Annotated in this window: 28 protein-coding genes; 18 read left to right on the forward strand and 10 right to left on the reverse strand. The window is 62.6% G+C overall.

Going from position 1 to position 25,731, the window contains the following annotated elements; translation table 11 throughout:
- Positions 1-202, reverse strand: a 202-nt coding sequence (locus tag JQ609_RS31860) for a hypothetical protein (RefSeq protein ID WP_212276621.1), incomplete at its 3' end; no start/stop codon positions are given.
- A 327-nt stretch (positions 203-529) separates the two neighbouring features.
- Here JQ609_RS31860 and JQ609_RS31865 point away from each other — a divergent pair.
- Positions 530-1,918 (forward strand): hypothetical protein, encoded by a 1,389-nt coding sequence (locus JQ609_RS31865; RefSeq protein WP_212209075.1) that lies wholly within the window; start codon positions 530-532, stop codon positions 1,916-1,918.
- A gap of 97 nt (positions 1,919-2,015) precedes the next feature.
- Here the strand turns inward: JQ609_RS31865 and JQ609_RS31870 are convergent, their stop codons facing one another.
- Positions 2,016-2,363, reverse strand: a complete 348-nt coding sequence (locus JQ609_RS31870; protein WP_212276622.1) for a hypothetical protein — start codon at positions 2,361-2,363, stop codon at positions 2,016-2,018.
- Positions 2,364-2,475: 112 nt separating this feature from the next.
- On the opposite strand from JQ609_RS31870, the gene JQ609_RS31875 reads away from it, so the two are divergent.
- The 6 genes from JQ609_RS31875 to JQ609_RS31900 all read left to right on the forward strand — a co-directional run bounded on the left by JQ609_RS31875 (position 2,476) and on the right by JQ609_RS31900 (position 8,007).
- A complete protein-coding gene (locus tag JQ609_RS31875; RefSeq protein WP_249128685.1) occupies positions 2,476-3,141 on the forward strand; it encodes a glutathione S-transferase family protein in 666 nt (221 codons plus the stop codon).
- 170 nt (positions 3,142-3,311) lie between these two features.
- On the forward strand, positions 3,312-4,079 hold the full coding sequence (locus JQ609_RS31880) for an SDR family oxidoreductase (protein WP_212276624.1): 768 nt from the start codon (positions 3,312-3,314) through the stop codon (positions 4,077-4,079).
- Positions 4,080-4,102: 23 nt separating this feature from the next.
- The gene (locus tag JQ609_RS31885; RefSeq protein ID WP_212276625.1) at positions 4,103-5,134 is read left to right on the forward strand and encodes an L-idonate 5-dehydrogenase; all 1,032 of its coding nucleotides are present in this window, start codon (positions 4,103-4,105) and stop codon (positions 5,132-5,134) included.
- A gap of 91 nt (positions 5,135-5,225) precedes the next feature.
- Positions 5,226-6,131, forward strand: a complete 906-nt coding sequence (gene dctP / locus JQ609_RS31890) for a TRAP transporter substrate-binding protein DctP (protein WP_212276626.1) — start codon at positions 5,226-5,228, stop codon at positions 6,129-6,131.
- Positions 6,132-6,169: 38 nt separating this feature from the next.
- On the forward strand, positions 6,170-6,697 hold the full coding sequence (locus JQ609_RS31895) for a TRAP transporter small permease (RefSeq protein WP_212276627.1): 528 nt from the start codon (positions 6,170-6,172) through the stop codon (positions 6,695-6,697).
- Positions 6,694-8,007: a TRAP transporter large permease subunit gene (locus JQ609_RS31900; RefSeq protein WP_249128681.1), complete on the forward strand. Its 1,314-nt coding sequence runs from the start codon at positions 6,694-6,696 to the stop codon at positions 8,005-8,007. Before JQ609_RS31895 ends, JQ609_RS31900 begins: the two co-directional genes overlap by 4 nt.
- Positions 8,008-8,169: 162 nt before the next feature.
- On the opposite strand, the gene JQ609_RS31905 is transcribed toward JQ609_RS31900, so the two are convergent.
- Positions 8,170-8,481, reverse strand: coding sequence for a hypothetical protein (locus tag JQ609_RS31905; protein ID WP_212209082.1), 312 nt, complete (start codon positions 8,479-8,481; stop codon positions 8,170-8,172).
- Positions 8,482-9,120: 639 nt separating this feature from the next.
- Here JQ609_RS31905 and JQ609_RS31910 point away from each other — a divergent pair.
- Positions 9,121-10,638: a porin gene (locus JQ609_RS31910; RefSeq protein WP_212276628.1), complete on the forward strand. Its 1,518-nt coding sequence runs from the start codon at positions 9,121-9,123 to the stop codon at positions 10,636-10,638.
- 7 nt (positions 10,639-10,645) lie between these two features.
- Here the strand turns inward: JQ609_RS31910 and JQ609_RS31915 are convergent, their stop codons facing one another.
- Entirely contained in the window at positions 10,646-11,557 is a 912-nt protein-coding gene (locus JQ609_RS31915; protein WP_212276629.1) for a LysR substrate-binding domain-containing protein, read from the reverse strand.
- A gap of 255 nt (positions 11,558-11,812) precedes the next feature.
- Between JQ609_RS31915 and JQ609_RS31920 the strand changes: the two genes are divergently transcribed.
- From JQ609_RS31920 to JQ609_RS31960, 9 genes are all read left to right on the forward strand, one after another.
- Positions 11,813-12,847 (forward strand): ABC transporter substrate-binding protein, encoded by a 1,035-nt coding sequence (locus JQ609_RS31920; RefSeq protein ID WP_212276630.1) that lies wholly within the window; start codon positions 11,813-11,815, stop codon positions 12,845-12,847.
- 110 nt (positions 12,848-12,957) lie between these two features.
- On the forward strand, positions 12,958-14,001 hold the full coding sequence (locus JQ609_RS31925) for an ABC transporter ATP-binding protein (RefSeq protein WP_212276631.1): 1,044 nt from the start codon (positions 12,958-12,960) through the stop codon (positions 13,999-14,001).
- Positions 13,998-14,906, forward strand: a complete 909-nt coding sequence (locus tag JQ609_RS31930; RefSeq protein ID WP_212276632.1) for an ABC transporter permease — start codon at positions 13,998-14,000, stop codon at positions 14,904-14,906. The genes JQ609_RS31925 and JQ609_RS31930 overlap by 4 nt, the downstream gene beginning before the upstream one ends.
- Complete coding sequence (locus JQ609_RS31935) at positions 14,903-15,709, forward strand: ABC transporter permease (protein WP_212276633.1); 807 nt, start codon at positions 14,903-14,905, stop codon at positions 15,707-15,709. The genes JQ609_RS31930 and JQ609_RS31935 overlap by 4 nt, the downstream gene beginning before the upstream one ends.
- 8 nt (positions 15,710-15,717) lie before the next feature.
- Positions 15,718-16,857 carry an FAD-binding oxidoreductase gene (locus JQ609_RS31940; RefSeq protein WP_212276634.1) on the forward strand — a complete coding sequence of 380 codons (1,140 nt, stop codon included), beginning with the start codon at positions 15,718-15,720 and terminating at the stop codon, positions 16,855-16,857.
- Positions 16,858-16,892: 35 nt separating this feature from the next.
- Positions 16,893-17,189, forward strand: coding sequence for a (2Fe-2S)-binding protein (locus JQ609_RS31945; RefSeq protein WP_212001941.1), 297 nt, complete (start codon positions 16,893-16,895; stop codon positions 17,187-17,189).
- Positions 17,186-18,604, forward strand: a complete 1,419-nt coding sequence (locus tag JQ609_RS31950; RefSeq protein WP_212276635.1) for an NAD(P)/FAD-dependent oxidoreductase — start codon at positions 17,186-17,188, stop codon at positions 18,602-18,604. The genes JQ609_RS31945 and JQ609_RS31950 overlap by 4 nt, the downstream gene beginning before the upstream one ends.
- Positions 18,601-19,722, forward strand: a complete 1,122-nt coding sequence (locus tag JQ609_RS31955) for an FAD-binding oxidoreductase (protein ID WP_212276636.1) — start codon at positions 18,601-18,603, stop codon at positions 19,720-19,722. The genes JQ609_RS31950 and JQ609_RS31955 overlap by 4 nt, the downstream gene beginning before the upstream one ends.
- Before the next feature lie 18 nt (positions 19,723-19,740).
- Complete coding sequence (locus tag JQ609_RS31960; RefSeq protein WP_212276637.1) at positions 19,741-20,088, forward strand: RidA family protein; 348 nt, start codon at positions 19,741-19,743, stop codon at positions 20,086-20,088.
- Between the two features lie 190 nt (positions 20,089-20,278).
- Here JQ609_RS31960 and JQ609_RS31965 read toward each other — a convergent pair whose 3' ends face one another.
- The 5 genes from JQ609_RS31965 to JQ609_RS31985 form a co-directional block, all read right to left on the reverse strand.
- Entirely contained in the window at positions 20,279-20,488 is a 210-nt protein-coding gene (locus JQ609_RS31965; protein ID WP_212276638.1) for a hypothetical protein, read from the reverse strand.
- A gap of 185 nt (positions 20,489-20,673) precedes the next feature.
- Positions 20,674-21,414 carry a DUF3750 domain-containing protein gene (locus JQ609_RS31970; RefSeq protein ID WP_249128683.1) on the reverse strand — a complete coding sequence of 247 codons (741 nt, stop codon included), beginning with the start codon at positions 21,412-21,414 and terminating at the stop codon, positions 20,674-20,676.
- Positions 21,415-21,607: 193 nt separating this feature from the next.
- Positions 21,608-22,057 (reverse strand): nuclear transport factor 2 family protein, encoded by a 450-nt coding sequence (locus JQ609_RS31975; protein WP_212209094.1) that lies wholly within the window; start codon positions 22,055-22,057, stop codon positions 21,608-21,610.
- A 238-nt stretch (positions 22,058-22,295) separates the two neighbouring features.
- On the reverse strand, positions 22,296-22,556 hold the full coding sequence (locus JQ609_RS31980) for a hypothetical protein (protein WP_312014921.1): 261 nt from the start codon (positions 22,554-22,556) through the stop codon (positions 22,296-22,298).
- Between the two features lie 82 nt (positions 22,557-22,638).
- A complete protein-coding gene (locus JQ609_RS31985) occupies positions 22,639-22,971 on the reverse strand; it encodes a hypothetical protein (RefSeq protein ID WP_212209096.1) in 333 nt (110 codons plus the stop codon).
- A gap of 156 nt (positions 22,972-23,127) precedes the next feature.
- Between JQ609_RS31985 and JQ609_RS31990 the strand changes: the two genes are divergently transcribed.
- A complete protein-coding gene (locus JQ609_RS31990; RefSeq protein WP_212276639.1) occupies positions 23,128-24,195 on the forward strand; it encodes a DUF1236 domain-containing protein in 1,068 nt (355 codons plus the stop codon).
- 65 nt (positions 24,196-24,260) lie between these two features.
- Here the strand turns inward: JQ609_RS31990 and JQ609_RS31995 are convergent, their stop codons facing one another.
- Complete coding sequence (locus JQ609_RS31995; RefSeq protein ID WP_212276640.1) at positions 24,261-25,730, reverse strand: mannitol dehydrogenase family protein; 1,470 nt, start codon at positions 25,728-25,730, stop codon at positions 24,261-24,263.
- Between the last annotated feature and the right edge of the window lies 1 nt (position 25,731).

Here is a 25,731-nt window from a genome sequence, read left to right on the forward strand (position 1 = left end):
GGCGCTGAAGGTCGCGGTACGTCAGCGGCGCAAAATTGGTGGAGACAATCGCAGGCTGGTCCGGGAACCGGCTGGCAATCCGACCGATGACCTGGCCCAGCGTGCCTTGGACCTCGAGCTCTGCGCCGTCGCGGACGGACGAGGCTCCCTCGGACAAGATCACGCAAGCCGAATTCGCGTTCCCCAGGAGCAAATTCGTCACACAAGCCTCCCGTGACCACAACAATGTGACCGCTGTGTGCCGCCGCCGCTACACCAAGCCACTGCAATCGCCAGTGGCAAGATTACACCCACCTCCCCACTGACTGGACAACTGGCAATGATGGGTACCTCGGATGGGTAGGGGAATTCTGCCTATGGAATTCTGTATACTTTGGCAGCGTATCGGGCAGGCGATAGAGCTCTGGACGGCGCATGGCCTTACCTACGAAAATGGTCGCAGGCAGGCGATGCTCGTCTGTAACAGGGGGACGCCCGCCTTGTTCGCTCGCGTGCGGCGGCCAGGGTCCGATGGGCGCGGATGATTGCTATGTCTTTATTCCGGTTTCACCCGCCACCAGCAATTCGCAAGCGAGGCCTGCGAAGCGCAATACTAGCGGGTCTGGGCCGCGGCACGCATAGCTGGCCAGCCCTTCTTGTGTTGAAGGGGCTCAATGCCGCACTCACGGCGGTATCGAATTTCGTCCTGGCGTACGTGCTGGTTCGAACAGTTGGCCTGGAGTCGTATGCTTTTATTGCGGGCTTGCTGGCGGTCGCTGCTCTTGTGGTGCAATGCGATCTTGGAATTACCGTTCTGACATTTTCCGAACTGCGGTCCCACTACCTGAGTGAGGCCGACAGACGTAAGGCGAACCAGGACGACCACGACCTGGTGCGAGCAACCGTGACGATCTACACCGCGATCGCTGCCATCGCCGTCGCAATTCTGGGTGTGGCGTTCGTTTCCGGCATTATTCCTGTCGCACATCATGGCATCGGGTATTTCCTGATTTTCGCCGGGGCTGTCTGTCCTTTGCCGCGCATGCCGCTTCGCGCGGCCATCAACGCCAGGGATGGCTTTGTTTGGACGGAGGGCGTTGATCTGGTTAGACGTGTCGCGATCCTGGCGGTGACGATCGCGATGCTTTTCGGCCTTTCGTTTGTCGCATATGGCGCACTGAGCTTGTGCATATGGGTGACGTCGATATCAGCTCTGGTCTGGCTCGCCCGCCCACACGGCTTTGCATTGCAGAGTGGAGTGTTTCTCAAGGGTCTGCTTTTTCTGAGGCGCAAGTTTCGGAAGGCGAGCGCGACGGTCGTGTTGTCGTCGGCCGAGTTTGTGATCAGCATTTTTCCGTACTACCTGCTGGCTGCGACAGGGGATGGAGCGGCAATTGTCGCGTTCGATATGTTCTATAAGGTGTCGCGCTTCGCGATGGTGACCTACCTGATTGGCGCAGAGACGGCCCTCCCTCATCAAACGCGCGCGCTACATAACGCAAATGCGTTCGGATTGGGCAGAGCAACCGCGGCCGGATTCCTGTTGGGTTTATTGCCGATGACCCTTGGCATTGTCGCGGTCTCCATGTTCGGCGAAAGGATATTTGGTACTATTTTGAACGATAGCGGAATAGTCTCGCCGACTATGCGCGCGGCACTTTGTGCAATGCTCGTGTTCATGCTGATACAGACAACGTGCGCATTCGTGCTGGTCGGCGCGGGAAGATTTGAGGCGCTTGCCCGTCGCGCAAGCATCACCCTTGCGGGGATGGCGCTGATCAGCGCTCTTACGTTTCTGTTTCATTGGAGCATCGACACGTTTATCGTCGCCTATGTATGTGTCTATGGAGGAGGCGCTTTGCTTTACGCGGCGTGTCTGTATTCGCTAAGCAGATCCTTGTGGGAAAAGAGCTCTCACGCCTTCAAAATGGGAACGTAAATCGGCGATGGAAATGCGCCAATCTGCGGTGGCGCCGGCGGCTTCTCAAGAAAGCAGGGAGAGAAAAATTCCCGAACGCCATTGCCGGCAGCGCTCATTAGCGTCGGCGCAGCGGACGTTCGTAGGCGACGATCGCCACATCAGGAAATGTGGTCTCGATTTCAAGGATCTCATCAAGGGCGGCAGGATCCAGACGCGCCGGGACGATCCGATTGCAAAGACCCCGACCGACCTTCGCCTCTTGCCGGGTGCGATAGGCCATCAGATAGACGCCAAGCCGATCTCCGGCCTGCGCCAGCAGGCGACCCTCCGCCGCGCTTGGCACGTACCACTCCGACGCATCGATTTCGGCGAGTTCGCAATCCTCGAATTGATCGAGAATCGGCAATCGCCCGCAAGGACGCCCGACGGGATTGTCGCGCTTATCCGGCCAGGCTTCGATCACGTCACGGGTCTCCTGCGGTTTTGCGTTGACATCAAACTGTGATGCATTGGACCATGGCGCAAGCCTTCATCGCACCCGGTCGCAAACCCGGAATAACAAGAAGTTGGAACTGATGATCCTTTATTCCGCAGCGCTTAGCATGTTTGGTGCCAAGGTCCAGATCGCCCTGATCGAGAAGGCAATCGATTTCCAGCTGGTCATGGTGCCATACGATCGCGATCGCGGCTACGAGCCGAAACATCCCGAGGTGCTACGGGTCAATCCGAAGCGCCAGGTGCCGGTGCTGATCGACGGTGACGTGGAGATTTTCGACTCGACACAGATCTTCGAGTATCTGGAGGACGTGCAACCGGCGCCGCCGCTGTGGCCCCGCAAGCCCGCAGCGCGGGCCGCCGCACGCCTGCTCGAGATGAAGTCCGATGAAGTTTATTTCCCGCACGTCATCAGGTTGATGGGATTGCAGGACGAGCCTGACGACCCGGCCGCGGTCGCAGCACGTGACCGTGCGTCACGCCATTACCTGGAGATGAATGCGCTTCTGACTGATCGCGAATGGCTCGCCGGCGATTACAGCTTTGCAGACATTGCGTTCTACATGGCCGCTTTGTTCGGCGAACGCATGGGAGCGGTGCTGGGGCAGGAGACACCGAGGCTGCTTGCGTGGCGCGAGCGCATGACCTTGCGGCCCGCGGTGATGCCAGTTGTCGCCGCGCTGGCGCACTACCTGTCGAGTCAGGGACGACCGGTGCCGGGGTGGCTCGATGCAGCCGTGAGATAGCCGGCAGCGTTCACCCCAGGCGCCAACGCGCATCATGAGCCGCGATACGGTCCAGGCGCGTTGTCGATCATCTACGTCCATTCCGCCCCTTCCTGCGGCCTGGATTGGGCGGTATCAAGGAGTCGCTCGGGCGGTGAGCTGTTGCCCCCGACGCCAGCAGGGGTCGTTAAATGGCATTTGAACTGTTCCAACTGACCGGCCGACGGGCGCTCATTACCGGCTCGTCGCAGGGCATCGGCTTTGCGCTGGCGCAGGGCCTTGCCGAACACGGCGCCGAGATCGTCCTCAACGGCCGCGATGCCGGCAAGCTGGAGGCGGCCGCGGCGAAACTCAAGTCCGCCGGACACAAGGTATCGGTGGCCGGCTTCGACGTCACGAACGCGCAAGCCGCCAAGGATGGCGTCGGGGCGATCGAGCAGAACACCGGGCCGATCGATATCCTGATCAATAACGCCGGCATGCAGTTCCGCTCGCCGCTCGAAGACTTTCCCGTCGAGAGATGGGAGCAATTGCTCGCCACCAACATTTCGAGCGCGTTCTATGTCGGCCAGGCCGTCGCCCGTCACATGATCCCGCGTGGTCGGGGCAAGATCATCAACATCGCCTCGGTGCAGAGCGAACTCGCGCGCCCGGGCATTGCGCCCTACACCGCAACCAAGGGGGCGATCAAGAACCTGACCCGCGGCATGTGTACCGACTGGGCCAAATACGGCCTGCAGATCAACGCGCTGGCGCCGGGTTATTTCAAGACCCCGCTCAACCAGGCGCTAGTGGACAATCCGGAATTCTCGGGCTGGCTCGAAAAGCGAACCCCTGCCGGACGCTGGGGCAATGTCGAGGAGCTGGTCGGCGCCGCCGTGTTCCTGTCCGGAAGGGCGTCGTCCTTTGTCAACGGGCACACGCTCTATGTCGATGGCGGGATCACCACCAGTCTGTAAGCTTCGCGCCGCGGGAGTTCCATATGAAAGCCGTCGTCATCCATGCCGCCCGCGATCTGCGGGTCGAGGAACGTGAAGCCGAGGCCGCCGGCGCGGGACAGGTCGAGATCGTCGTCGAGGCCGGCGGCATCTGCGGCTCGGATCTGCATTATTTCAACCATGGCGGCTTCGGCACAGTGCGGGTGCGCGAGCCGATGATCCTCGGTCACGAAGTGGCCGGGACCATCAAGGCGCTGGGGGCGTCGGTATCCGGGCTCGCGATCGGCGACCGCGTCGCGGTGTCCCCGAGCCGGCCCTGCAATGCCTGCGACTATTGTCTGAAGGGCCAGCAGAACCAGTGCCTCAACATGCGCTTCTATGGCAGCGCGATGCCGATGCCGCATATCCAGGGTGCGTTTCGCCAGCGCCTCGTCGCGGAAGCCTGGCAATGCCACAGGGTTGCCGACGGTGTCTCGATCAACGAGGCGGCCTTTGCGGAGCCGTTCGCCGTTGTCCTCCATGCGGTCAACCGCGCCGGATCGCTGCTCGGCAAGCGGGTGCTGGTGACGGGATGCGGCCCGATCGGCGCCCTGGCGATCGTGGCGGCGCGTCGGCACGGTGCGCGGGAGATCGTTGCGACCGACGTCATGGCCGCGGTTCTCCAGAAAGCGCTTGGGCTCGGCGCCGACCGGGTGATCAATGTCGCTGAAGCCCCCGATCAGCTCGGCGCCTATTCGGCCAACAAGGGCTATTTCGATGTCCAGTTCGAGGCGTCCGGCAACGAACGAGCGGTCCGCTCGGGGCTGGAGGTGCTCAAGCCGCGCGGCGTCCTGGTTCAGCTCGGCCTCGGCGGCGACGTTTCGATCCCGCAAAACATGGTGGTGGCCAAGGAGATCGAAATGCGCGGCACCTTCCGCTTCCATGAAGAATTCGGCCTCGCCGTCGACCTCATCAACCGGAAACGGGTGGATCTGGCGCCGCTGCTGACCGGGGTTTTTGGACTGGAAGAGGCGATACACGCCTTCGAGGTTGCGGGAGATCGCAGCCGATCCATGAAGGTTCAGCTAAGCTTCTGAAGATACCGGAAGATAACAGGGGGAGAAAAAAATGAAACTCGTACGTCTGTTGGGTGCGGTGGCGTGCCTGATCCTGTTTCAGGCCTCGGCAATGGCGCAGGAAGTGTCGCTGCGTCTCGTGTCTGCCTTTCCGGAAAACAGCTTTTACGTTTCCCATCTTTTGAAGTGGGTGAAATCGGTAAACGAGCGCGGCAAAGGGGTCCTGCAGATAAACTTCATCGGTGGCCCCCGTGCCATTCCCACATTTGAAGTTGGCAATGCGGTGAAGACGGGGGTCGTCGATATCGCCATGTCGACCGGGGCTTTTTACACCAACGTCATGCCCGAATCCGACATGCTGAAGCTCGCTGAAAAGCCGGTCGCCGAGCAACGAAAGAACGGAGCCTTCGACTACATCAACAAGGTGTGGAACGAGAAAGCCAACATGCAGTACCTGGCGCGGATGGTGGAGAGCCAGCCGTTCCATCTCTATCTTAACAAGAAGATCGACAAGCCGGACCTTACCGGCCTCAAGATCCGGATCACGCCGGTTTATCGCGAGTTCTTTCAGGCGCTCAATGCGAATGTCGTCACGACTGCTCCAGGTGAAGTCTATACGGCGCTGGAGCGAGGGGTTGTTGATGGCTATGGCTGGCCGATCGGCGGGTTGTTCGACCTGAACTGGCAGCAGCACACCAAATTTCGCGTCGATCCGGGCTTTTACGATGCGGAGGTTTCCATCATCGTCAATTTGGACAAATGGAAGAGCCTTACCGAGAAGCAGCGTGACTTCCTGAACAGCATGGCGTTGGAGCTGGAGGCCGGCAACGTCTTCTGGAAGCAGTACGCCGTCGATGAGGAAAAGCGGCAGGCGGATGCCGGCATCCAGACGATCAAGCTGGATGGCGACAAAGCGAAGGTCTTCGTCGATACCGCCTATAGCGTCGCTTGGGCGGCTGCGATCAAGGCGAGCCCGGCGCATGCGGAAAAGCTGAAAGCATTGTTCGGGAATCGCTGATAACTGCGACGTCCGCCAGTGGCGAGAGAGTGTGCTCTATGGATGTGCTGGATCGGTCGATTGGCAAGCTTTGCCTCGCGTTGGTATCCCTGGCATGTGCGTTGCTGTTCGGGATGATGCTGGTCATTTGCGTTGACGTATTCCTTCGCAACGTGGCCGTGCCTGGGATGCCCCGCGGGTTTGCCTTGGCCAGCGACCTGTCTGAGTCTGCGATCTATCTGATGACCTTGCTGGTGGCGCCGTATCTGTTGCGAAGCGGTCGCCATATCCGGATTGATCTCCTGCTCCACATGGTGCCGGCGCGGATCGGCTGGCTGATGGAGTTGCTTGCCGCCTGCGCGATGCTCGTTTGTTGCCTGGCGATTGTCTGGTACGGCTTCATTGTTACCGCGCGCAGTGCGGGCGGCAACGCCATGCTCATCAAGACCGTCGTCTATCCGGAGTGGTGGATTCTGGTGCCGCTGCCGTGTGTGTTCGTGCTGTTGTCGCTCGAGGCAATCTTCCGGCTGCGAAGCCTCATTGACGGGCCACGGCAGCCGCGCCACGAGCAGGTGTCGGTGTCATGATGAGTTGGGAAGCTGCCGCCTGGCTACTGCTCGGCGGATCAACCGTTCTGATGTTCGCCGGATTGCCGGTCGGATTCGCGTTTCTCCTCATCAATCTGATCGGAGCCTACCTTTTTATGGCCGGTGAAGCCGGCCTGTCCCAGCTCGTGCGCAGCTCGGTCTCCTCGATCACCACGTTCTCCCTGACGCCGATTCCGCTCTTTGTCCTGATGGGCGAAGTGCTTTTTCACACCGGTTTGGCGGTCAAGGTCATCGACGGCATTGAGAGGGTTATCAAGCACGTCCCGGGCAGACTTGCGGTGGTCGCGGTCGTGGCCGGAACCGTGTTCAGCGCGATTTCGGGATCGACGATCGCAACGACGGCGATGCTCGGCAGCCTAATGGTGCCGATCATGCTGTCGAGGGGCTATCATCCCACGATGGCAACGGGCCCCATCATGGCGATCGGCGCGGTTGATATGCTGATTCCGCCGAGCGCCCTTGCCGTTTTGTTGGGAAGCCTCTCCGGCATTTCGATCTCCAAGCTCCTCATCGGGGGAGTTATGCCGGGCATCATTCTTTCGGTTCTCTTCGTGGGGTGGATTATCCTGCGCACGCTATCCAAGCCGGAATTGGCGCCCGATAGCGAATTCAAGGAATACAGCGGATGGGCGAGGTTCAGTCCGCTGGTACTCTATGTGGTGCCGCTGGTTTCGATCTTCGGGCTTGTCGTCGGTGCGATGGTGGCCGGCTGGGCAACACCGACAGAGTCTGCGGCGATCGGCGCTTTCGCGACGATCGTGCTCGCGGGCGTCTACCGAGCGTTGACGCCGAAAGTGCTGTGGCAATCCCTGCATGGCACGGTGATTATTTCCGGGATGATTCTCTTCATCATCATTGGAGCAACGACCTTTTCTCAAATATTGTCGTTTTCCGGCTCCACGAATGGAATCGTGAACATCATCACGCAAAGCGGGCTGTCGGCCAACGCCCTGGTCATCGTCATGTTGTTGATCCTGATCGCGCTCGGCGTCTTCATCGATCAGGTCAGCATGATGCTGATCACGCTTCCCATCTTCATGCCGCTGGTGAACTCACTTGCGATCGACCCGGTGTGGTTTGGGGTGCTGTTCCTGATCTGCATGCAACTGGGAATGCTGCTGCCGCCCCACGGCCTGTTGCTGATGACGATGAAGGGGGTGACGCCGCCTCAGGTATCGATGGGGCATATCTTCCAGGCGGTCATTCCATACCTCGTCATCAGCATTGCAGTTCTCGCGCTGGTCTATCTGGTGCCTGGAGTGGCGACCTGGATGACGAAAGCGCTGTAGCGCAAGACCTGGCCTGATGCTGGCAAGGATCGTCGTCCCGCATAGCCAGGCTCCCGGTTGAAGCGAAACGCAATATGACGGACTGGGTACTCAGGAAGGATTACTGAGCTCCCTCGATTTCGGCGGTGTGATTGTTGAGGACGGCAATGGTCCCGCTATAGCTCAGCGCCGGACAGCGGTTTCCATGAACTCCTGCACCGAGAGCGGCACCTCATCGAATTCAGGAAAGCGCCGACGCAACTCGTCGGCAATATCCACCGTGACATCGCGCGACCAGCCCTCGGCAGTATTGAAGGCGACGATCCGCACTGGATGGCTAAACTGGTCTTCCAGGAGGCGGCGGATCAAACTCTCGCGGTCGGTGCCTTCCTCGTCTGCCTCGCACCAGGCGCGTCCGAGCCTGCCAAAATCGTTTAGCACCAGATAGATGTCGTGATCGCCACGATGCGGCACGATGGACGGGGAGCGAGGCATACGGAATTCCCGCGCGAAAACAGGTATGGAACCTTACTCTGTTGCAATTCTTTGTGTTTGGAAAATCCGAGGTAAATCAAACGGATGATAGATGAGGGCGCGATCGGAGCCTATGCTCACGCCGCTGGGCTTTCAGCGCATCTGGTCCAGCAAGCCTTGGCCTCAGCTCGCAAGCCTCCGAGCTGGGGCTTTTTCCTTCTGCGAACAGTGGCGCCGCCCCGAGCGTTTTAGGCCTGAGGTTCCAAACTATCTCAGTGGCTGAAGTCCTGGTGACGACAACCTCGCATCGCGATCAGCGGTGGTGTCGGCTGCCTGATCTGTTTCGATGGTCTTCGCAGCAGAGGCCGGCATCGTCGCGGCCTGGGCCTCTAGCCGTGCCCGCTCGGCTTCGATGTTTTTTCCCGATCATCGCCATCGCAAGGCGCGCAGCACTGCAAACGACGCATTGCAGTGCTTCCATTTTATGAGGGAAGAGCCGCTCCTTGTGCCTTTCGCGTAACACTCGCCCGGAAAGAAGTCTGAAGACACTTGTGCAGGGTGTCCGTTGCTCGATCGTTACCTAAATCTGCGACCTAAGATTCGAACGGTTGCGGAGCCGGGCCTGGCGAGGGCCACTCCGAAAGAGCAGGCAAGCAGATCATGAAGATATTCAACAGCACGGTTCTTGGCACGGCAGCATGTCTTGTCGCCTTAAGCGGAGCCCACGCGGCGGATCTTCCAGTCAAGGCCAAGGCGGTCGAATATGTCAGGATCTGCTCCCTTTATGGAAACGGCTTCTACTTCATCCCGGGTACCGACACTTGTATCAAGCTCGGCGGTTACATGCGCGCCGATGTCACCTTCAACGGCGGCGGTATTCAGGGCACCCCGGCGTGGAGTGGCCTGGCGGGTCAAAAAAGCCGGCTGAGCAACTATTATTTCGCTCGCGCCCGCGAAAACCTCAACGTCGACACCCGCACCGCGACCGAATACGGCGTGGTCCGTACTTACTTCGATGCGAATTTTTCCTGGACCACGGGTACCTATGCCGCTGCCGCCGCTGGTGGCGTCGGTGGCACCGCGTACTCTGCGTCGCCGCTTAACCAAGCCGACGGCGCTACCTCAGGCGGCGGGTTCGCCGTCAACTTCGCATTCATCCAGTTCGCCGGCTTCACGATCGGCAGGGCTGTATCGATGTTCGACGCCCCCTTCGCCGGCTATCCCGCCAACATCACTGATGCGCTCCTCGGCGGCCACTCCGATCAAACCGGCGTGAACCAGTTTTCCTATACGGCCGATTTCGGTCAGGGCATCAGCGGTACGGTCTCGCTGCAGGATCAGGTCACCTATTACCAGACCAATTTGTGGAACGCATCGGGCCTCACCGCAGCCGGCTTCGCGGCCGGCGCCTATGGCACCAATAATTTCGGCGGCACGCGGTCTCCCGACATTGTCGGCATGCTTCGCGTCGATCAGGCCTGGGGCATGTTCCAGGCCTCGGTAGCCGCGCACAACATCCACGCGGGCTACTACGGCGCGGCTGAAACCTCAGGTCATCCAAGCGACAAGTGGGGCTGGGCTGGTCAGCTGGCCATGACGATCAAGAACCTGCCGACTGGCAAGGGCGACGACATCGATATTTCATTCGGCTATTCGGACGGTGCCAGCCGTTACGTCTGGCAGAGCCTGGTCGCACCCACCGTCGCCATGTATGGCAGCAGCGCTCTGGCTGGCGTTTACCAGGGCCTGAGTATTGGGGGCGTTTCTGACGGCATTTTCACGACCGGCAATGGGATCGAGACGACCAAACTGTGGGGCTTTCGTACCGGTTATACGCACAACTGGAACAGCCAGTGGAATTCAGCGCTGTTCGGCTCCTACACGTCGGTCAGCTACAATGCCACGACAAGGGGTTATATCTGCGCCACCGTCACCACCTTCCTGACGCCAGGCTCGACCTGCAATCCGAACTTCAACGTCGCGCAGATCGGCACCAACACGCGCTGGTCCCCCGTGAAGAACCTCACTTTCACGGGTGAGCTGATGTACACGCATGTGGATCAGCAATATTCCGGCGTCGCCGCCTTGCCGGCGGTCAGTGTCAAGCCGGCAGCCCTGTACGAACTCAAGGACCAGGGCACATTGTCACTCGCCTTCCGCGCCCAGCGTAACTGGTAAGACGAGCCTATGCTTGCGGCGGGTTGCTCATCTTGCTGAGCGCCTGCCGCACGGCTTCCACCAGGTCCAGGGCCACTGGCGAGGGACTGCGCTGCGGCGGAAACACGGCAGCGAATTCGAAATCGATCCGCGGCAGGAAAGGCCGCGCCACGACGCCCCGGTTCTCGAACTCCTGCGCTGTGAACGGGTCGCAGATCGCGACGCCAAGTCCGGATGACACCAGCCCGCACATGATTTCCGAGAGGCTGGTCTCGACCCGGAGAACCCGGCGGACATCGTCGCGATTGAAGGCCTGGTCGATCAGATGCCGGCCGGTCGATCCCGACGTCAGCGACACGAAGGTCTCGCCTTCGAAATCGCGCGGCTGCAACGTCGCCTTGGCCGCGAGCCGGTGTCCGGTTGGCAGCACGGCGACGCGGGCCGGCGCCGGCAACCGCACGCTCGATAATCCCGCGTGGGCGATCGGCACTTCGGCGAAGCCGATGTCACATTGGTTGTTCAACACCCAGTCGACCACAATCGGTGAGATCACGCCGAAGAACGACAGATTGAGGTTCGGCCGCTCCATCAGGAATCGCCCGGAGAGCCTCGGCAAATAGCCGTTGGACAGCGCTGGCAGCGCCGCGATCCGCAGCGTGCCGGTCCGGCGGCTGCGGATTTCTTCGGCTGCCGCCGTGATCCGTTCGAGACCGACAAAGGACCGTTCGACCTCCATGTAGAGCGCCGTCGCGGCAGCCCTCGGCACCAGTCCGGTGCCGCGCTTGTCGAACAGCTCCATTTTCAGCAGCGCCTGGAAGTCGCGCAGCAACCGGCTGACGGCTGGCTGCGTCACAGCCATCAGCTTTGCCGCTTCCGTCACGCTGCCCGTCAGCATCATCGCGCGGAAGGCTTCGACCTGCCGCGAATTGATTCGAGCCATCTTCTCTCCATCCATAACATTTCGGCATGAAGAGGGTGCCATTATTAATTGGACGACGAAAGCGTGAGTTGCGATCTTTTTCATCAAGGCTGGAGATAGCTGATTTTTTGGGCGACGCCGGTCGGGAGCGGACCGGTGATGGCCAAATCTCCACGCGGATCCGACATAGCGTCGTACCGCGATACCGAGAGCCGGACAGAACAAGGATGCGCTCGTGATGTTACCCAGCAAACGGACTATTGGAGATCGATCGATATGAAGCATCTCGCCTTTGTCGGAGCCGTCAGCATTGCCGCGATCGCCCTAGCCCCGTCGGCGGGTTTGGCGCAGCAGAAGACACTCTATGTCGCCGGTTACGGCGGCTCGTTTGAGAAGACGATCCGCGACGAAGTCATCCCGGCGTTCGAAAAGGCGAACGGCGTCAAGGTCGAATATGTCGCCGGCAACTCGACCGACACGCTTGCCAAGCTGCAAGCCCAGAAGGGCAACCAGCAGATCGATGTGGCGATCGTCGATGACGGTCCGATGTACCAGGCCATCCAGCTCGGCTTCTGCGGCAAGCTCGAAGGCCTTCCCGCCGATATTTATGAGGCCGCACGCTTCAAGGACGACCGCGCGGTTGGCATTGGTCTGGTCGCAACCGGCCTGATGTACAACACCAAAATCTTCGCGGAGAAGGGCTGGGCGCCGCCGACCTCCTGGAACGATCTCAAGGATCCAAAGTACCAGAAGCAGCTGGTCATTCCGCCCATCAACAACACCTATGGCCTGCACACCTTGCTGATGCTCGCCCGGATGAACGGTGGCAGCGAGGCCAATGTCGACGCCGGCTTCAAGATCATCAAGGCCGACGTCAATCCCAACGTGCTGGCCTATGAGCCTTCGCCGGGCAAGATGACCGAGCTGTTCCAGTCCGGCCAGGCCGTGTTGGCCGTGTGGGGCACGGCCCGGGTCCAGAGCTTCGCCAACACCGGCTTCCCCGTCGACTTCGTCTATCCGAAGGAAGGTGCGGCCACGTTGCTGACGACCGCTTGTCCGATCACCAAGCCAAACGCATCGCCGCTTGCATCGGCATTCGTCAAGACGCTGCTCGAGCCGAAAGTACAGCTCGTGCTGCTGAAGGACTACGGCTACGGCCCGGTATTGAAATCGGTCGTGGTCCCGCCTGAACTCGGCAAGATGGCGCCGATCGGCGAGCGCGCCGCAAAACTCTATACGCCCGACTGGACCGTCATCAACGACAAGCGCGAGGAATGGACCAAGCGCTGGAATCGCGAGGTCGAGCGCTGAGCCGACTGCTGAGTCAAGACTCGGCGCAGGCGGACACAATTTCGGCGATGGTCCGGCGCGACGCCGCAGGCCATCGTCGCGCTTTGCCACAGCAGCACCCGGAAGCATCCATGTCCTTTCTTGAGCTCGACCGTGTCGCAAAACAGTTCGGCGCGCAGACTGTGGTCGATGACTTCAGTCTGACTGTCGGCAAGGGCGAGTTCGTCTCCTTCCTCGGCCCGTCGGGCTGTGGCAAGACCACGACGCTGCAGATGATCGCGGGTTTTCTCGATCCCTCGCGCGGCGCGATCCGGCTCGAGGGACGCGACCTGACGGCGGTGCAGCCGGCGAAGCGCGGGCTCGGCATCGTCTTTCAGAGCTACGCGCTGTTCCCGCACATGACGGCGGCCGAGAACGTCGCCTTTGGCCTCGAGATGCGGCGCGTGCCGCGGTCCGAGTGCCGCGAGCGCGTCCGCGCCACGCTCGCGATGGTCGGGCTCGCTGGCTACGAGGAGCGTTATCCGCGGCGGATGTCCGGCGGTCAGCAGCAACGCGTCGCGCTTGCCCGCGCGCTCGTGATCCGGCCGAGCGTGCTGCTGCTCGACGAGCCGCTGTCGAACCTTGACGCCAAGCTGCGCGAGGAAATGCAGATCGAGCTGCGCCAGATCCAGCGAAATCTCGGCACCACCACGATTCTCGTCACCCACGACCAGAACGAGGCGATGTCGCTGTCCGACCGGATCGTGGTGATGAGCCAGGGCCGCATCGAGCAGATCGGAACGCCGCAGGAAACCTACGAGCGGCCGGCGTCCGCTTTCGTGTCCCAGTTCCTCGGCAAGACCAATGATTTCGCCGCGACCATCGACCGGACCGCCACGCCGGGACGGCTGATCGCGGGCTCCTGGAGCGCGCCGGCACCGGCCGGACTCGCGGGCCCGGTGACGGTCAGCATCCGACCCGAACGGATCGGGTTCGGCGACGCCGGGCTCGCGGCGAAGATCGTCACCCGCATCTTCCAGGGCAATCACTGGCTGTTCCAGTGCGAGAGCGAATGCGGCGCGGTGATCGTGATCCGCCAGAACGACGGCCAGCCGCAGCCCGCGGAGGGCGAGGCTGTCCGGCTCGCCTGGCGGCCGGAAGACATGAGCCTGCGCCGCGCCGGAGATGCCGCATGAGCGCGGTCGTCGATGCGGCTCCGCCGAGCGCGAAACCTGCGACGGACGGGCGCGATGCGCGCACGGCGTGGCTGCTGACCGCGCCCGCGCTGATGCTGTTCGTCGGCGTGCTGGTGATTCCGCTTGCCATGACGGTGATGCTCTCGTTCCACGACTGGGGCCAGTACAAGGGCATCGAGCCGGTCTTCATCCTGAAGAACTGGCACGAGGTCGCGACCGATCCCTATTTTGCCGAGATGTTCTGGCGCACGTTCCGCATCGCGCTGCTGACGACGCTGATCACCGCCGTGCTCGGCGCGCCGGAGGCCTACATCCTCAACCGCATGAGCGGACGCTGGAAGAGCTTCTTCCTGCTGGTGATCCTTGGCCCGTTGCTGATCTCCGTGGTGGCGCGCACGCTCGGCTGGGCGCTGCTGTTCGGCGGCAGTAACGGCCTCGTCAACAAGCTGCTGATGTCGCTCGGGCTGATCGGCTCGCCGCTGCCCTTCATGTTCACCGAGACCGGTATCGTCATCGCACTTGCGCATGTGATGATGCCGTTCATGGTGTTGTCGGTCTGGGCCGCGCTGCAGCGCGTCGACCCGCAGATCGAGAACGCCGCGCTGTCGCTCGGCGCCGGCCCGTTCACCATCATCCGCCGCATCGTGCTGCCGCAGATCATGCCGGGCGTGCTGTCGGGCGCGATCATCGTGTTCTCGCTGTCGGCCAGCGCTTTCGCGACGCCCGCCATCATCGGTGGCCGCCGGCTCAAGGTCGCGGCGACGCTCGCCTATGACGAGTTTCTCAACACGCTGAACTGGCCGCTCGGTGCGGCGGTCGCGGTGCTGCTGCTGGTGGCGCTGGTGCTGATCGTCGTCGGCAGCAATGCGCTGATCGAGCGGCGCTACGCCGAGGTGTTCCGATGAGGACCAACGGCCCGCTCGCGCTCACCTTCCATACGATCTTCGTCGTCATCATGCTGGCGCCGATCCTGGTGGTCTGCCTCGTCGCCTTCACGCCCGAGGGCTATTTGTCGCTGCCGACCACCAGCTTCTCGCTGCGCTGGTTCAGGGCGATCGCGAATTATCCCGAGTTCGTCCACGCGTTCTGGGTGAGCCTCGGGTTGGGTGCGCTGTCATCGCTGGTGGCGGTGCTGTTCGCGGTGCCGGCGGCGCTGGCCATCGCCCGTTACAGTTTTCGCGGCCGCGACACCCTCGCAGCGTTGTTCCTGTCGCCGCTGATGATCCCGCATGTCGTGCTCGGCATCGCCTTCCTGCGCTTTTTCACGGCGATCGGCATTGGCGGCAGTTTCGCAGGACTGCTGGTCGCGCATGTGGTGGTGGTTTTCCCGTTCGCACTGCGGCTGACGCTGGCCGCGGCGACCGGCATGGACCGCTCGATCGAGATGGCCGCGGTCTCGCTCGGCGCCGGCGACTGGACGCTGTTCCGCCGCGTGACGCTGCCGCTGATCCTGCCGGGCGTCATCAGCGGCTGGGCGCTGGCCTTCATTCAGTCCTTTGACGATCTGACCATGACCGTCTTCCTGGCGACGCCAGGCACCGAGACGCTGCCGGTTCGCATGTTCCTTTACATTCAGGACAACATCGATCCGCTGGTGACGTCAGTCTCGGCCAGCGTGATCGCGATCACCATGACCGCCCTGATCCTGCTCGACCGCTTCTACGGGCTCGACCGCGTGCTGGCCGGCAAGAACGACCCGGGGCGCTAGGAGTACCTATGTTGAAGGACTATGACGTCGCTGTCGTGGGCGGCGGATTGCTTGGCTCCGCTATCGCCTGGGGTCTTGGCCGGCTCGGAAAGCGGGTCGTCGTCCTCGACGAGGGCGACATCGCCAAGCGCGCCTCGCGGGCAAACTTCGCGCTGGTCTGGGTGCAGAGCAAAGGCCTCGGCATGCCGGCCTACACCGGCTGGACCATGCGGGCCTCCGAGACCTGGGGCAGGCTCGCCGCCGAATTGAAAGACCAGACCGGGCTCGACGTCGCCCTGCAGCAGAATGGCGGTTTCCACCTGACGCTTGGCGAGAATGAGTTTGCGCAGCGCGCGCAGCTTGTGACGCGGATGCACAACCAGGTCGGCGCGGCTGATTACCGGATGGAGATGCTGTCGGCTTCCGAGGTCAAGAAGATGCTGCCGCTGATCGGTCCGGAGGTCTCCGGCGGCAGCTTCTGCCCATGGGACGGGCATGTGAATTCGCTGCGCACCTTCCGCGCCTTCCACACCGGCCTGAAATTGTTCGGCATCGAGTACTTTCCCGAGCGGCCGGTCTCGGCGATCGCGCGGCGCGGCGGCGAATTCCAGCTCTCGACAGCGCAGGGCGAGATCCGCGCCGGCAAGGTCGTGCTCTCCGCCGGCAACGCCAACCAGTCGCTGGCGCCGATGGTCGGCCTGTCGGCGCCGATGGGCCCGACCCGCGGCCAGATCGTGGTGACCGAGCGCACCATGCCGTTCCTGCCGCATCCCCTGACCACCATTCGCCAGACCGACGAGGGCACGGTGATGATCGGCGACAGCAAGGAAGATCAGCTCGACGATCGCACGCTGAACCATGCGGTCAGCGCCGTGATGGCGGATCGGGCGCAGCGCACGTTTCCGCATCTGGCGCGCCTGAACGTCGTGCGCACCTGGTCCGGCATCCGCGTGATGCCGCAGGATGGTTTCCCGATTTACGATCAGTCGGAGAGCGCGCCGGGCGCGTTCGTCACCTGCTGTCATTCCGGCGTGACGCTGGCCTCCAATCACGCCTTCGAGATTGCGCGGATGGTGGCGGCGGGCGCGCTCGAACCGGAACTGGTCGGGGCGTTCTCGGCCCACCGCTTCGACGCCAACCATGCCGCGACCGGCGGCGGCTATTACTGACATCGACACGACCCGAAGGGGCGAAGAGGCAGCCAATGTTCAAACGATCCGATCAGGACAGCAGACGATCCGTGCACATCGTCGTGGACGGGGCCGCCGTCGCGGCGCGCGAGGGCGATACGGTGTCCGCAGCATTGCTCGCCTCCGGCCGTGACGTGCGCCGCGCGACTGCCGTGAGCGGCGCACCGCGTCTGCCCTATTGCATGATGGGCGTGTGCTTCGACTGCCTCGTCACCATCGACGGCGTCGGCAATCGGCAAGGCTGCCTGGTGCCCGTTGCCGAGGGCATGCAGATCGAGATCCAGAAGGGCAAGCGGGAGATCGGCCGATGAACACGACTGCCAGGCGCGACAGCTATGACGTCGTGGTGATCGGGGCAGGGCCTGCCGGACTCGCCGCCGCTGCGACCGCGGCCGAGGCTGGCCTGTCGACGCTGCTGCTCGACGAGAATGCCGGCCCCGGCGGTCAGGTCTGGCGCGCCATCGCCTCGACCCCGGTGACGAAACGCGACCACCTCGGCGCCGACTATTGGGCGGGCGCGGAGCTGGTCGAGGCGGTGCGATCGAGCGGCGCCGAGATCATCCAGCGCGCGACGGTCTGGAGCCTCGACCGGAATCTCGAAATCGGCATATCGCTAGGCGGCGCGTCATTCTTCGTTAGGGCGAGTCGGGTGATTCTGGCGACGGGCGCGCTGGAGCGGCCGTTTCCGATTCCCGGCTGGACCCTTCCGGGCGTGATGACCGCAGGCGCGGCGCAGACCATGCTGAAATCATCGGGCCTCGTGCCGGACGGGCGGACGGTGATCGCGGGCCAGGGGCCGCTGCTTTGGCTGCTCGCCGCGCAGATCCTGCGCCTCGGCGGCCGCATCGACCGCATCCTCGATACCACCGAGCGTCGAAATTATCTTGCCGCGCTGCCTCACGCCTTCGCCTTCATGACGTCGCCCTATTTCGCAAAGGGTTTTGCGTTGATGAGGCAGGTGCGCGCGAAAGTGCCTGTGGTGTCTGGCGTCACCGAACTCGCTGCCGCCGGTGACGGCCAGCTCGCAACCGTAACCTATCTGTCCGGCAGCCGGCGCGAGACTGTTCCGGCCGAGTTGCTGCTGCTGCACCAGGGCGTGGTGCCCAACGTCAACCTGGCGATGGCGGTCGGGATCGAGCATCGCTGGGATGAGCTGCAATTGTGCTGGTCGCCGGTGCTTGATCGCGACGGCAGCACATCGGTCGAAGGCATCGCGATCGCCGGCGATGGTGCCGGGATCGGCGGCGCGGATGCCGCCATTGTCCGCGGCCGTATCGCTGCGCGCGCCGCGGTCGAGGCGCTGGCGCCTGCGGCTGCTTTCAAGCTCGCGCCGATGGCGACCATCAGAGCATCGCTGGTAAAGGCCGAGCGCGGCCGCATTTTCCTCGACACGCTGTTCCGTCCGGCCCCGCAATTTCGCATCCCCTCTGACGACACCATCGTCTGTCGCTGCGAGGAGGTATCGGCCAAGGACATTCTTGACGCCGTCGCGATCGGTGCGACCGGTCCGAACCAGCTCAAGGCCTATCGCCGCACCGGCATGGGTCCCTGCCAGGGCCGGCTCTGCGGCCTGACGGTCACCGAGCTGATGGCGCAGGCCCGTGGCAAGACGCCCCAGGAGATCGGCTACTATCGGCTGCGTGCACCGGTGAAGCCGATCACGCTGGCGGAACTGGCGGCGGTGCCGAAGACAGACGCCGACGTCAATGCGGTGGTGCGCGGATGACGAAGCTTGCGGATGCCATCATCGTCGGTGGCGGCATCCACGGATGCTCGACCGCGCTTCACCTGTGCCTCGCCGGCATGAAGCCGGTGCTGGTCGAGAAGGACTATGCCGGCCGCCACGCCTCGGGCGTCAATGCCGGCGGCGTCCGCCAGCTCGCACGGCATGTCGCCGAGATCCCGCTCTCGATCCGCTCGATGGGAATTTGGGAGCGGATCGAAGCGCTGGTCGACGACAGCTGCGGCTTCGAAAGCCATGGCCAGGTGCTGGTCGCCGAGAACGACACCGAATTTGATGCCTGTCGCGCGCGTGTCGCCGAGCTGAACGCGCTCGGTTTCACCCACGAGGAACTGATCGATGGGCCGGAGCTGCGGCGGCTGGTGCCGGCGGTGGCCGACAGCTGCCCCGGCGGGGTGGTGTCGCGGCGCGACGGCGCGGCCGAACCGGCCCGAACCACCACCGCGATCCGCCGCAAGGCCGAAGCGCTCGGCGCAACCGTCGTTGAGGGCGTCGCCGCGACCAACATTCGAAAGCAGGACGGGCTGTGGCGGGTCGATGTCGGTGCCGATAGCTATGCGGCGCCGGTGCTCGTCAATGCCGCCGGTGCCTGGGCCGGTCGCATCGCTGCTGATCTCGGCGAGCCGGTGCCGGTCGAGACCGTGGCGCCGATGCTGATGATCACGTCCCGCGTGCCGCATTTCATCGATCCCGTCGTGATCCTGCGCGGGCGCAAGCTGTCCTTCAAACAGTTCGCCAACGGCACGGTGCTGATCGGCGGCGGGCATCTGGCGACGCCGGATCAGGATCGCAACGAGACGGTGCTGGACTGGCGCAGCCTCGCCATCAGCGCCCGCACCGTGTTCGAACTATTTCCCGTGATGCGCAGCGCCACCATCGTGCGGGCGTGGGCCGGCATCGAGGCTCGCACAAAAGACGAACTGCCCGTCTTTGGCCCGAGCGCCCGCCACGTGGGGCTCTATCACCAGTTCGGCTTTTCGCTGCACGGCTTCCAGCTCGGCCCCGGCGCCGGCGCCGTGATGACGGAGCTGATCGTGAGCGGCGGCACCCAGACCCGGATCGGCGATCTCGGCATCGACCGTTTTCATTCTTCCACACCCTGAAACCAAGATGAGGACATCATGAACATCATCCGCAACATCCGTACCCCGATCATGCACCGCGCCGTCGAAGCCAACGGTTTCGTCTTTGTCGGCGGCACGATCGCCGACGACACCAGCGTCTCGATGGGCGATCAGACCCGCAACATCCTCGGCAAGATCGCGGGCTATCTGAAGGAGGCGGGAACGGATCGATCGCGCGTCGTCAGCGCCTCGATCTTTGTCACGGATCTCTCGAAGAAAAAGGAGATGGACGCGGCCTGGACCGAATTCTTCGGCGACAATTTGCCGGCGCGCGCCACCGTCGGTGTGGCCGATCTAGGTGGCGGCGCCTTGATTGAGGTCGTGGTCACCGCGCTCAAAGGCTGAGGCGCGCATTTCCCTCTCGTTTCACCGGCTGACCGGTGAAACGAAGGGGACCCCGCGCGGTGCGGTTATTCTTCCGCTGGGCCGGCAAGGCTGCGACGGAGGCGCTGGGTTTCGCGCCACGTCTCACGAGCCTGTTTGCCAAAACGAGCGAGTCTGGTTGCGACCTGCATGATAATGAGTGTGACCATGGCTATCGGCCCGCTCTGGAGAACAAGCGATCGATTTGTCGCTCGGCATCATCTGACAGTTTTTGCAGCCCGTGGTCGGTAACGTACGTCTCAACGGCGCGGGCAGCCCGCCGCTCATTGGATTCGATACGAGCGCGCAACAATCTTGCAAAAAATGAAGTCTTTTCGGTCGGGGCAGAAAGCCAGGCCCCAGTGGTTAATACGTTCGCCATTAGATGGCTCCTTTTCGGAGTTGTCCTTGGGGCGAATTTCCTACCTGAGCCAGAGATAAGGGTTGCTGCGTGCAATGCGAGATCAAATTGCGCGCATCATGCATGAATTTTTGCCGCATCAGCGAGTGATGACGCGGTCACGGCTAACGACGCCAATGCGGTCAGCGGCAAAGGTTAACGGCGGGCTAAATTCCGGCCGCCATGCCCAATCGGCCGATGCCCGGAAATTTCAGCGCCGGCCGGCGAATATCCAATCCCAGCACCGCGCCGAGGAAATTGATTTCGAGGCCTTCGACCCATCCGACGGTGAGGCCGAGATAACCTCCAAGCGACGCAAAAACGCCGGTACCGGAAGCCGTCACTCCGAATGACTTGCCCTCGTAGGGATAGTCTTTTCCGATCGCGGTGGGCGGCAGCACAGCCATCAGCTCGGGGACCGCGTTGAGGACGGCCTGCACGAAGGTGTTGGAGTTCGGACCCGGCCACGGGCTGTAGTCGCCATAGGCCCGGAATCGATAATTTTCGACGACGTGACGGATCTTGGGAATGAGGCGGCTTGCTTCCTCGCCATCGACCGCGACGATGGTTTCGGGGGACGCGCCGAACCAGCGCGCATCGGCCGCGAAGCCGTTGGTCCGAATCGGCTCGCCCCAGGCGGTGTAGTCATAGCGGGTGTAGGTCGCGGCGTTCTGCTCTTTGACGACGATCCAGGTGTGGATCGCGAAGATCGCCTTCCAACGCAGCGTGCGCGCGCCATAAATGCGAATGACCGCCTCGGGGTGACGAGACGCCTCGGGCAAAAGCCCGGCGCTGGAGCGGTCCGCTGTCTGCCAGCTTCCACGCGGGTCATCGGACCAATAGCGGGCCGCCGATACACCGATCGGGAAAAAAACCAACGACAGAAAGATGATGACTGGTTTGATCAAGGGGGCGACGGGAGTGATTGATATGGAAACAACGATCCCTGATATAGTTCGACTTTCTGTCTGCGCCAGTTTGGTGCCGAGTCTTTATGAAGGGGGCGCCACTGGCAAGGCAGATTGGCGCGATCCATCGGGAGACATCAGCCAGCGCACCGATGATCCGGCGCGCTGGCTTGAGCGCTGCACTCCGCGGCTGCTACCCGAGCTTGGTCGACGAGCGCGACAGCAGTTTCCAGTCCGACCCCTGCTTTAGCCACGTCATCAGGATGTGGAGGTTGGTGGAGGTCTTCTTGCCGTCGGCGACGGCCTCCTGCTCACCGAGCCAGTTGAACCGGACGGTCGCGACCGGGCCGACGACGCGGATCGCGGGGTCCTTATAGACCAGCGATAGCCACTTCGATTTTCCGCTGGTCGCGCCGGCGAGGAAGGCCGCTTTGTCTTCGACGCGGCCATCCGAGTGGCTGTAGCTGAGTTCGGCTGCGCAAAGCGACGCCAGCCCCTCGGCGTTGGCGGCGGCCTGCGCGGTCCGGAAGGCCTCGAGGTTCTTGGCGACCGCATCTTCGTCGGCGCCGGCGAAGGCTGGCATCACGCCGAGAAGTCCGATGGCGAGTACCGGTAACGCAAGCTGACGACGATCGATGTCCATGGATTTCCTCCGTTGTTATGGTTTTGAGACCGTGCGTTGTTTTCTGCTGGCCGGGATTCGCGATCGGGACAGGAACCGGCCTGCGCACGCACGCGGTTGCGGCTTCCGCAGGACCGATTGAAACACAGGGTTGTGTCTTCTGAAAGTATTATCAGCGGTGTGCGCTGCGAGAGAAAGCGAGGTCGCTCGCGCAGTCGCGTCAGGTTTGCAATTTTGGTGCTTGTAACTAGCGTCAGCTTCAGGCGAGCAGAGGCTCTGGAGCAGCCGCCTGGGCGTTAAATGCCGCCGCCATGCAGATCCGAATCAGACCAGCGCCGTCGGCTTTGGCGGATGGGCGGTCCGGGGGATGATGATCGTGCAGGTAGGTTGCGAGCGTATTTGCAATGACGCCGTCATCGACGGCAGCCGCAAACAACATTTCCTGGGCGTCGCGCGACAGCTCCGGCCACACCTTCAGTGCTGCGTGACCGAGCAGCGCAGCGAACTTGCTTTCGTCCATCTCAAACCTCACGCGGTGCCGGAAGCCGGGCGCGCCGAAGGCCGCAGATTTCTCTGCGGCCTCGACTTGCGAAATTGAAATCCTAGTAGCGCGGTCCGACGCCAAATCCAACACCGACGCCGCCCGGTCCGACGCCGATACCGACGCTCGGGCCGTCATTGTAATAGCCGCGGCGTTCAATGTATCGCTCGCGCGGAGCGTAATAATTGTAGCTGTCGCCGTATTCGCGCTCAACGACGACGCGACGGCCGCCACGGGTACGGTAGCATTGGCCAAATTCGTCGCAGACCATTCTGACATGTTCGATGCCGTTATCCGGCATCACGGTAATGCCATTCGAGAGCGGTGCGGCCGTTGCGCCGGTAGCGAACAGGGTGCCGGCGCCAATCGCGAGCACTACGATCAATTTCTTCATGACTGAACTCCTTCAGGTCGATGATCACCAACCCCATCACTTACCGAATGTTCCCGGATTTGGAATGTTCCCGGTTCCTCAATATTTGGCGCTGCGGAAATCGGAACCCGGCAGCCTCGGGCTCGTTCATCCCGAACGCAACAGGAGGAGTTCCAAATGAAAACACGTCTTCTTTTAACCACCGCCGTTGGGGTTGTCTTCGCCACCGCGGCATTTGCGCAGTCGCCAAAGGAGCCGTCGACCTCGCCGAGCCCGCAAACCCAAACGCCGCAGAAGGCACCTGACAGGTCAAGCGGCCGGACGCCGTCTTCGTCGCAGGCGCAGACGACGCCTTCCACTTCTTCCCAGTCTGGTGGAACGTCTGCTCCGGCTCAGGCGCAAACCAATGCTCCGTCGCCGTCCAACAACCAGGCCCAGCAGACGCCTGCAACCGGCAGCTCGAGCAATCAGGCGCAGCAGGCGCCGGCAAGCTCCAACACAACAGCGCAGCAGCCGCCGCAGAACACAACAGCGCAACAACCGTCACAGAACACCACCGCGCAGCAGCCCTCGCAGAGCACCACTGCGCAGCAGCCTGCCCAGTCGACCAACCCGCCTTCGAATACGGCGCAATCCTCATCGACCAACGTGAATGCGTCGGTCAATATCAACGATCAGCAGCGAACGCGGGTCACGCAATCGATCTCGCGGCTGAACGTGCAGCCGCTCACCAACGTCAACTTCTCGCTCTCGGTCGGCACCGCCGTTCCGCGTGACGTGCGGCTGCAGACACTCCCTGCGGACGTCGTGGAAATCGTTCCGCAGTATCGCGGATACAGCTTCTTTGTGGTGCGCGACGAAATCGTGATCGTCGAACCGTCCACCTACCAGATCGTGACGGTTCTGCCGCGTTCGGGCGGCTCGACGGCCGCCGCTCCGGCGCGCTCGCAGTCGAAGGCCGCGTTTACCGACAAGGATCGCGACGCGGTCCGCAAGCACGTCAAGACCAGAACTGAACGTACCGAACGTCAGGCCACCGGCAGCACGGCGCAAACCACCGGCAGTAGCGCAAGGATGGTGATCCGTCGTGGCGAGCGTTTGCCGGAAGCCGTCGAAGTGGACGAGTTTCCCGAGACGGTGTATCGGGACGCGCCCGCGCTGCGCGAGTATCGGTACATTCATCGCGAAAACCGGACCTATCTCGTCGATCCGGGCGAGCGAATGGTGATCGAGGAAATCGACTGACGGCATTCGGATTGAAAGGCGGCCTTCGGGCCGCCTTTCTCACGTCGGTGCGCTCGCCGGTCAGTCTATGCCGGCGCCCAGGCCTGCACCGCCCGACGGGCGCCCAATTCGTAGAGCTGCGCCAGGGCGCGCGTCACGGCGTCGCGCAGGCGGGGGTCGTTTCCAAATTCGCCGAAGATCGAACCAATGTCGAGCAACGCAGGCGCGAGCCGATCTGCGACGGGGCCGGCTTTCTTGGCGATCGCCGCCAGTTCCGCCGCGAGGGGATCGCGCACGTCGATCGGCTGTCCGTTTTCATCGCTCGCCGTGACGTAGCGCATCCAGCCTGCGACCGCGAGCGCGTGCGTATTGATCGGCAAGCCCTGCCGCAGCCGGTCCTGCATCGTGCCGAGCAGCCGCTGTGGCAATTTCTGCGATCCGTCCATCGCGATCTGCCAGGTGCGGTGACGCAGGGCAGGGTTGGTAAAGCGCTCGAGAAGCGAGGCGCTGTATCCCGCCAGATCGGTCCCCTCCGGCATCGAAAGCGTCACGGCGGATTCTTGCATCACACCGTGGGCGAACGCCGCAAAGCGATCGTCGGTCATGGCAGCGGCAATGGTCTCATGGCCCGCGAGATAGCCGAGATAGGCCAGCGCCGAGTGGCTGGCGTTGAGCAGCCGCAGCTTCATGTGTTCGAACGGTGTCACATCAGTGACGAGCTGCACGCCGGCGCGTGCGAAATCGGGCCGGCCGGCCGGAAAATTGTCTTCGACGATCCATTGCGTGAACGGCTCTGATATCACGGGCCATGCGTCGGTCATGCCGAGTTCGGACGAGACCGCCGCGCGATCGGCGTCGGTGGTCTCGGGGACGATGCGATCGACCATCGTCGACGGGCAGGCGACGTGATCGGCGATCCACTTTCCGAGCTCCGGCGATCGCAGGTGAGCGAACTCAGTCAGGATCCGTTTCACGGTATGGCCGTTGGCCGAAAGATTGTCGCAGGAGAGAACGGTGAAGGGCGCGATATCAGCCGCGCGGCGGCGCGCCAGCGCGGCCACGATGAATCCCGGGGCCGATCGCGGTGCATCGGGGTTTGCAAGGTCGTGGACGATATCGGGATGGTCAGCGTTAAGTTCGCCGGTCTGCGGCGTGTGGCAATAGCCCTTTTCAGTAATCGTCAGCGAGACGATGCGCGTGGCGGGATCAGCCATGCGCGCGATCAATTGCGCGGGGTTGTTCCTGGCGACCTGCGTCTGCAGCACCGAGCCGATGATCCGGTGTTCAGTGCCCGCGCCGGAGCGAACGGCAAGCGCATAGAGACAATCCTGCGGGGCGAGGGCGTCGTAGGTGTCCGAACTTCGAAGGCTGGCGCCGATGATTCCCCAGTCCGTCGCGCCGTTTGCGAGCAGGTCGTCGATCACGACCGCTTGGTGCGCACGGTGAAAGGCGCCGATTCCGAGATGGACGATGCCTGATGTGACGCCTACCCGGTCGTAACCGGGGCGTCCGATATGGCTGGGGAGCCGGGCGAGGCTGGCGTTCGAGAGGCGCAAA

The organism is Bradyrhizobium sp. AUGA SZCCT0169, assembly GCF_018130085.1.
In the GTDB taxonomy this organism is placed as follows: domain Bacteria; phylum Pseudomonadota; class Alphaproteobacteria; order Rhizobiales; family Xanthobacteraceae; genus Bradyrhizobium.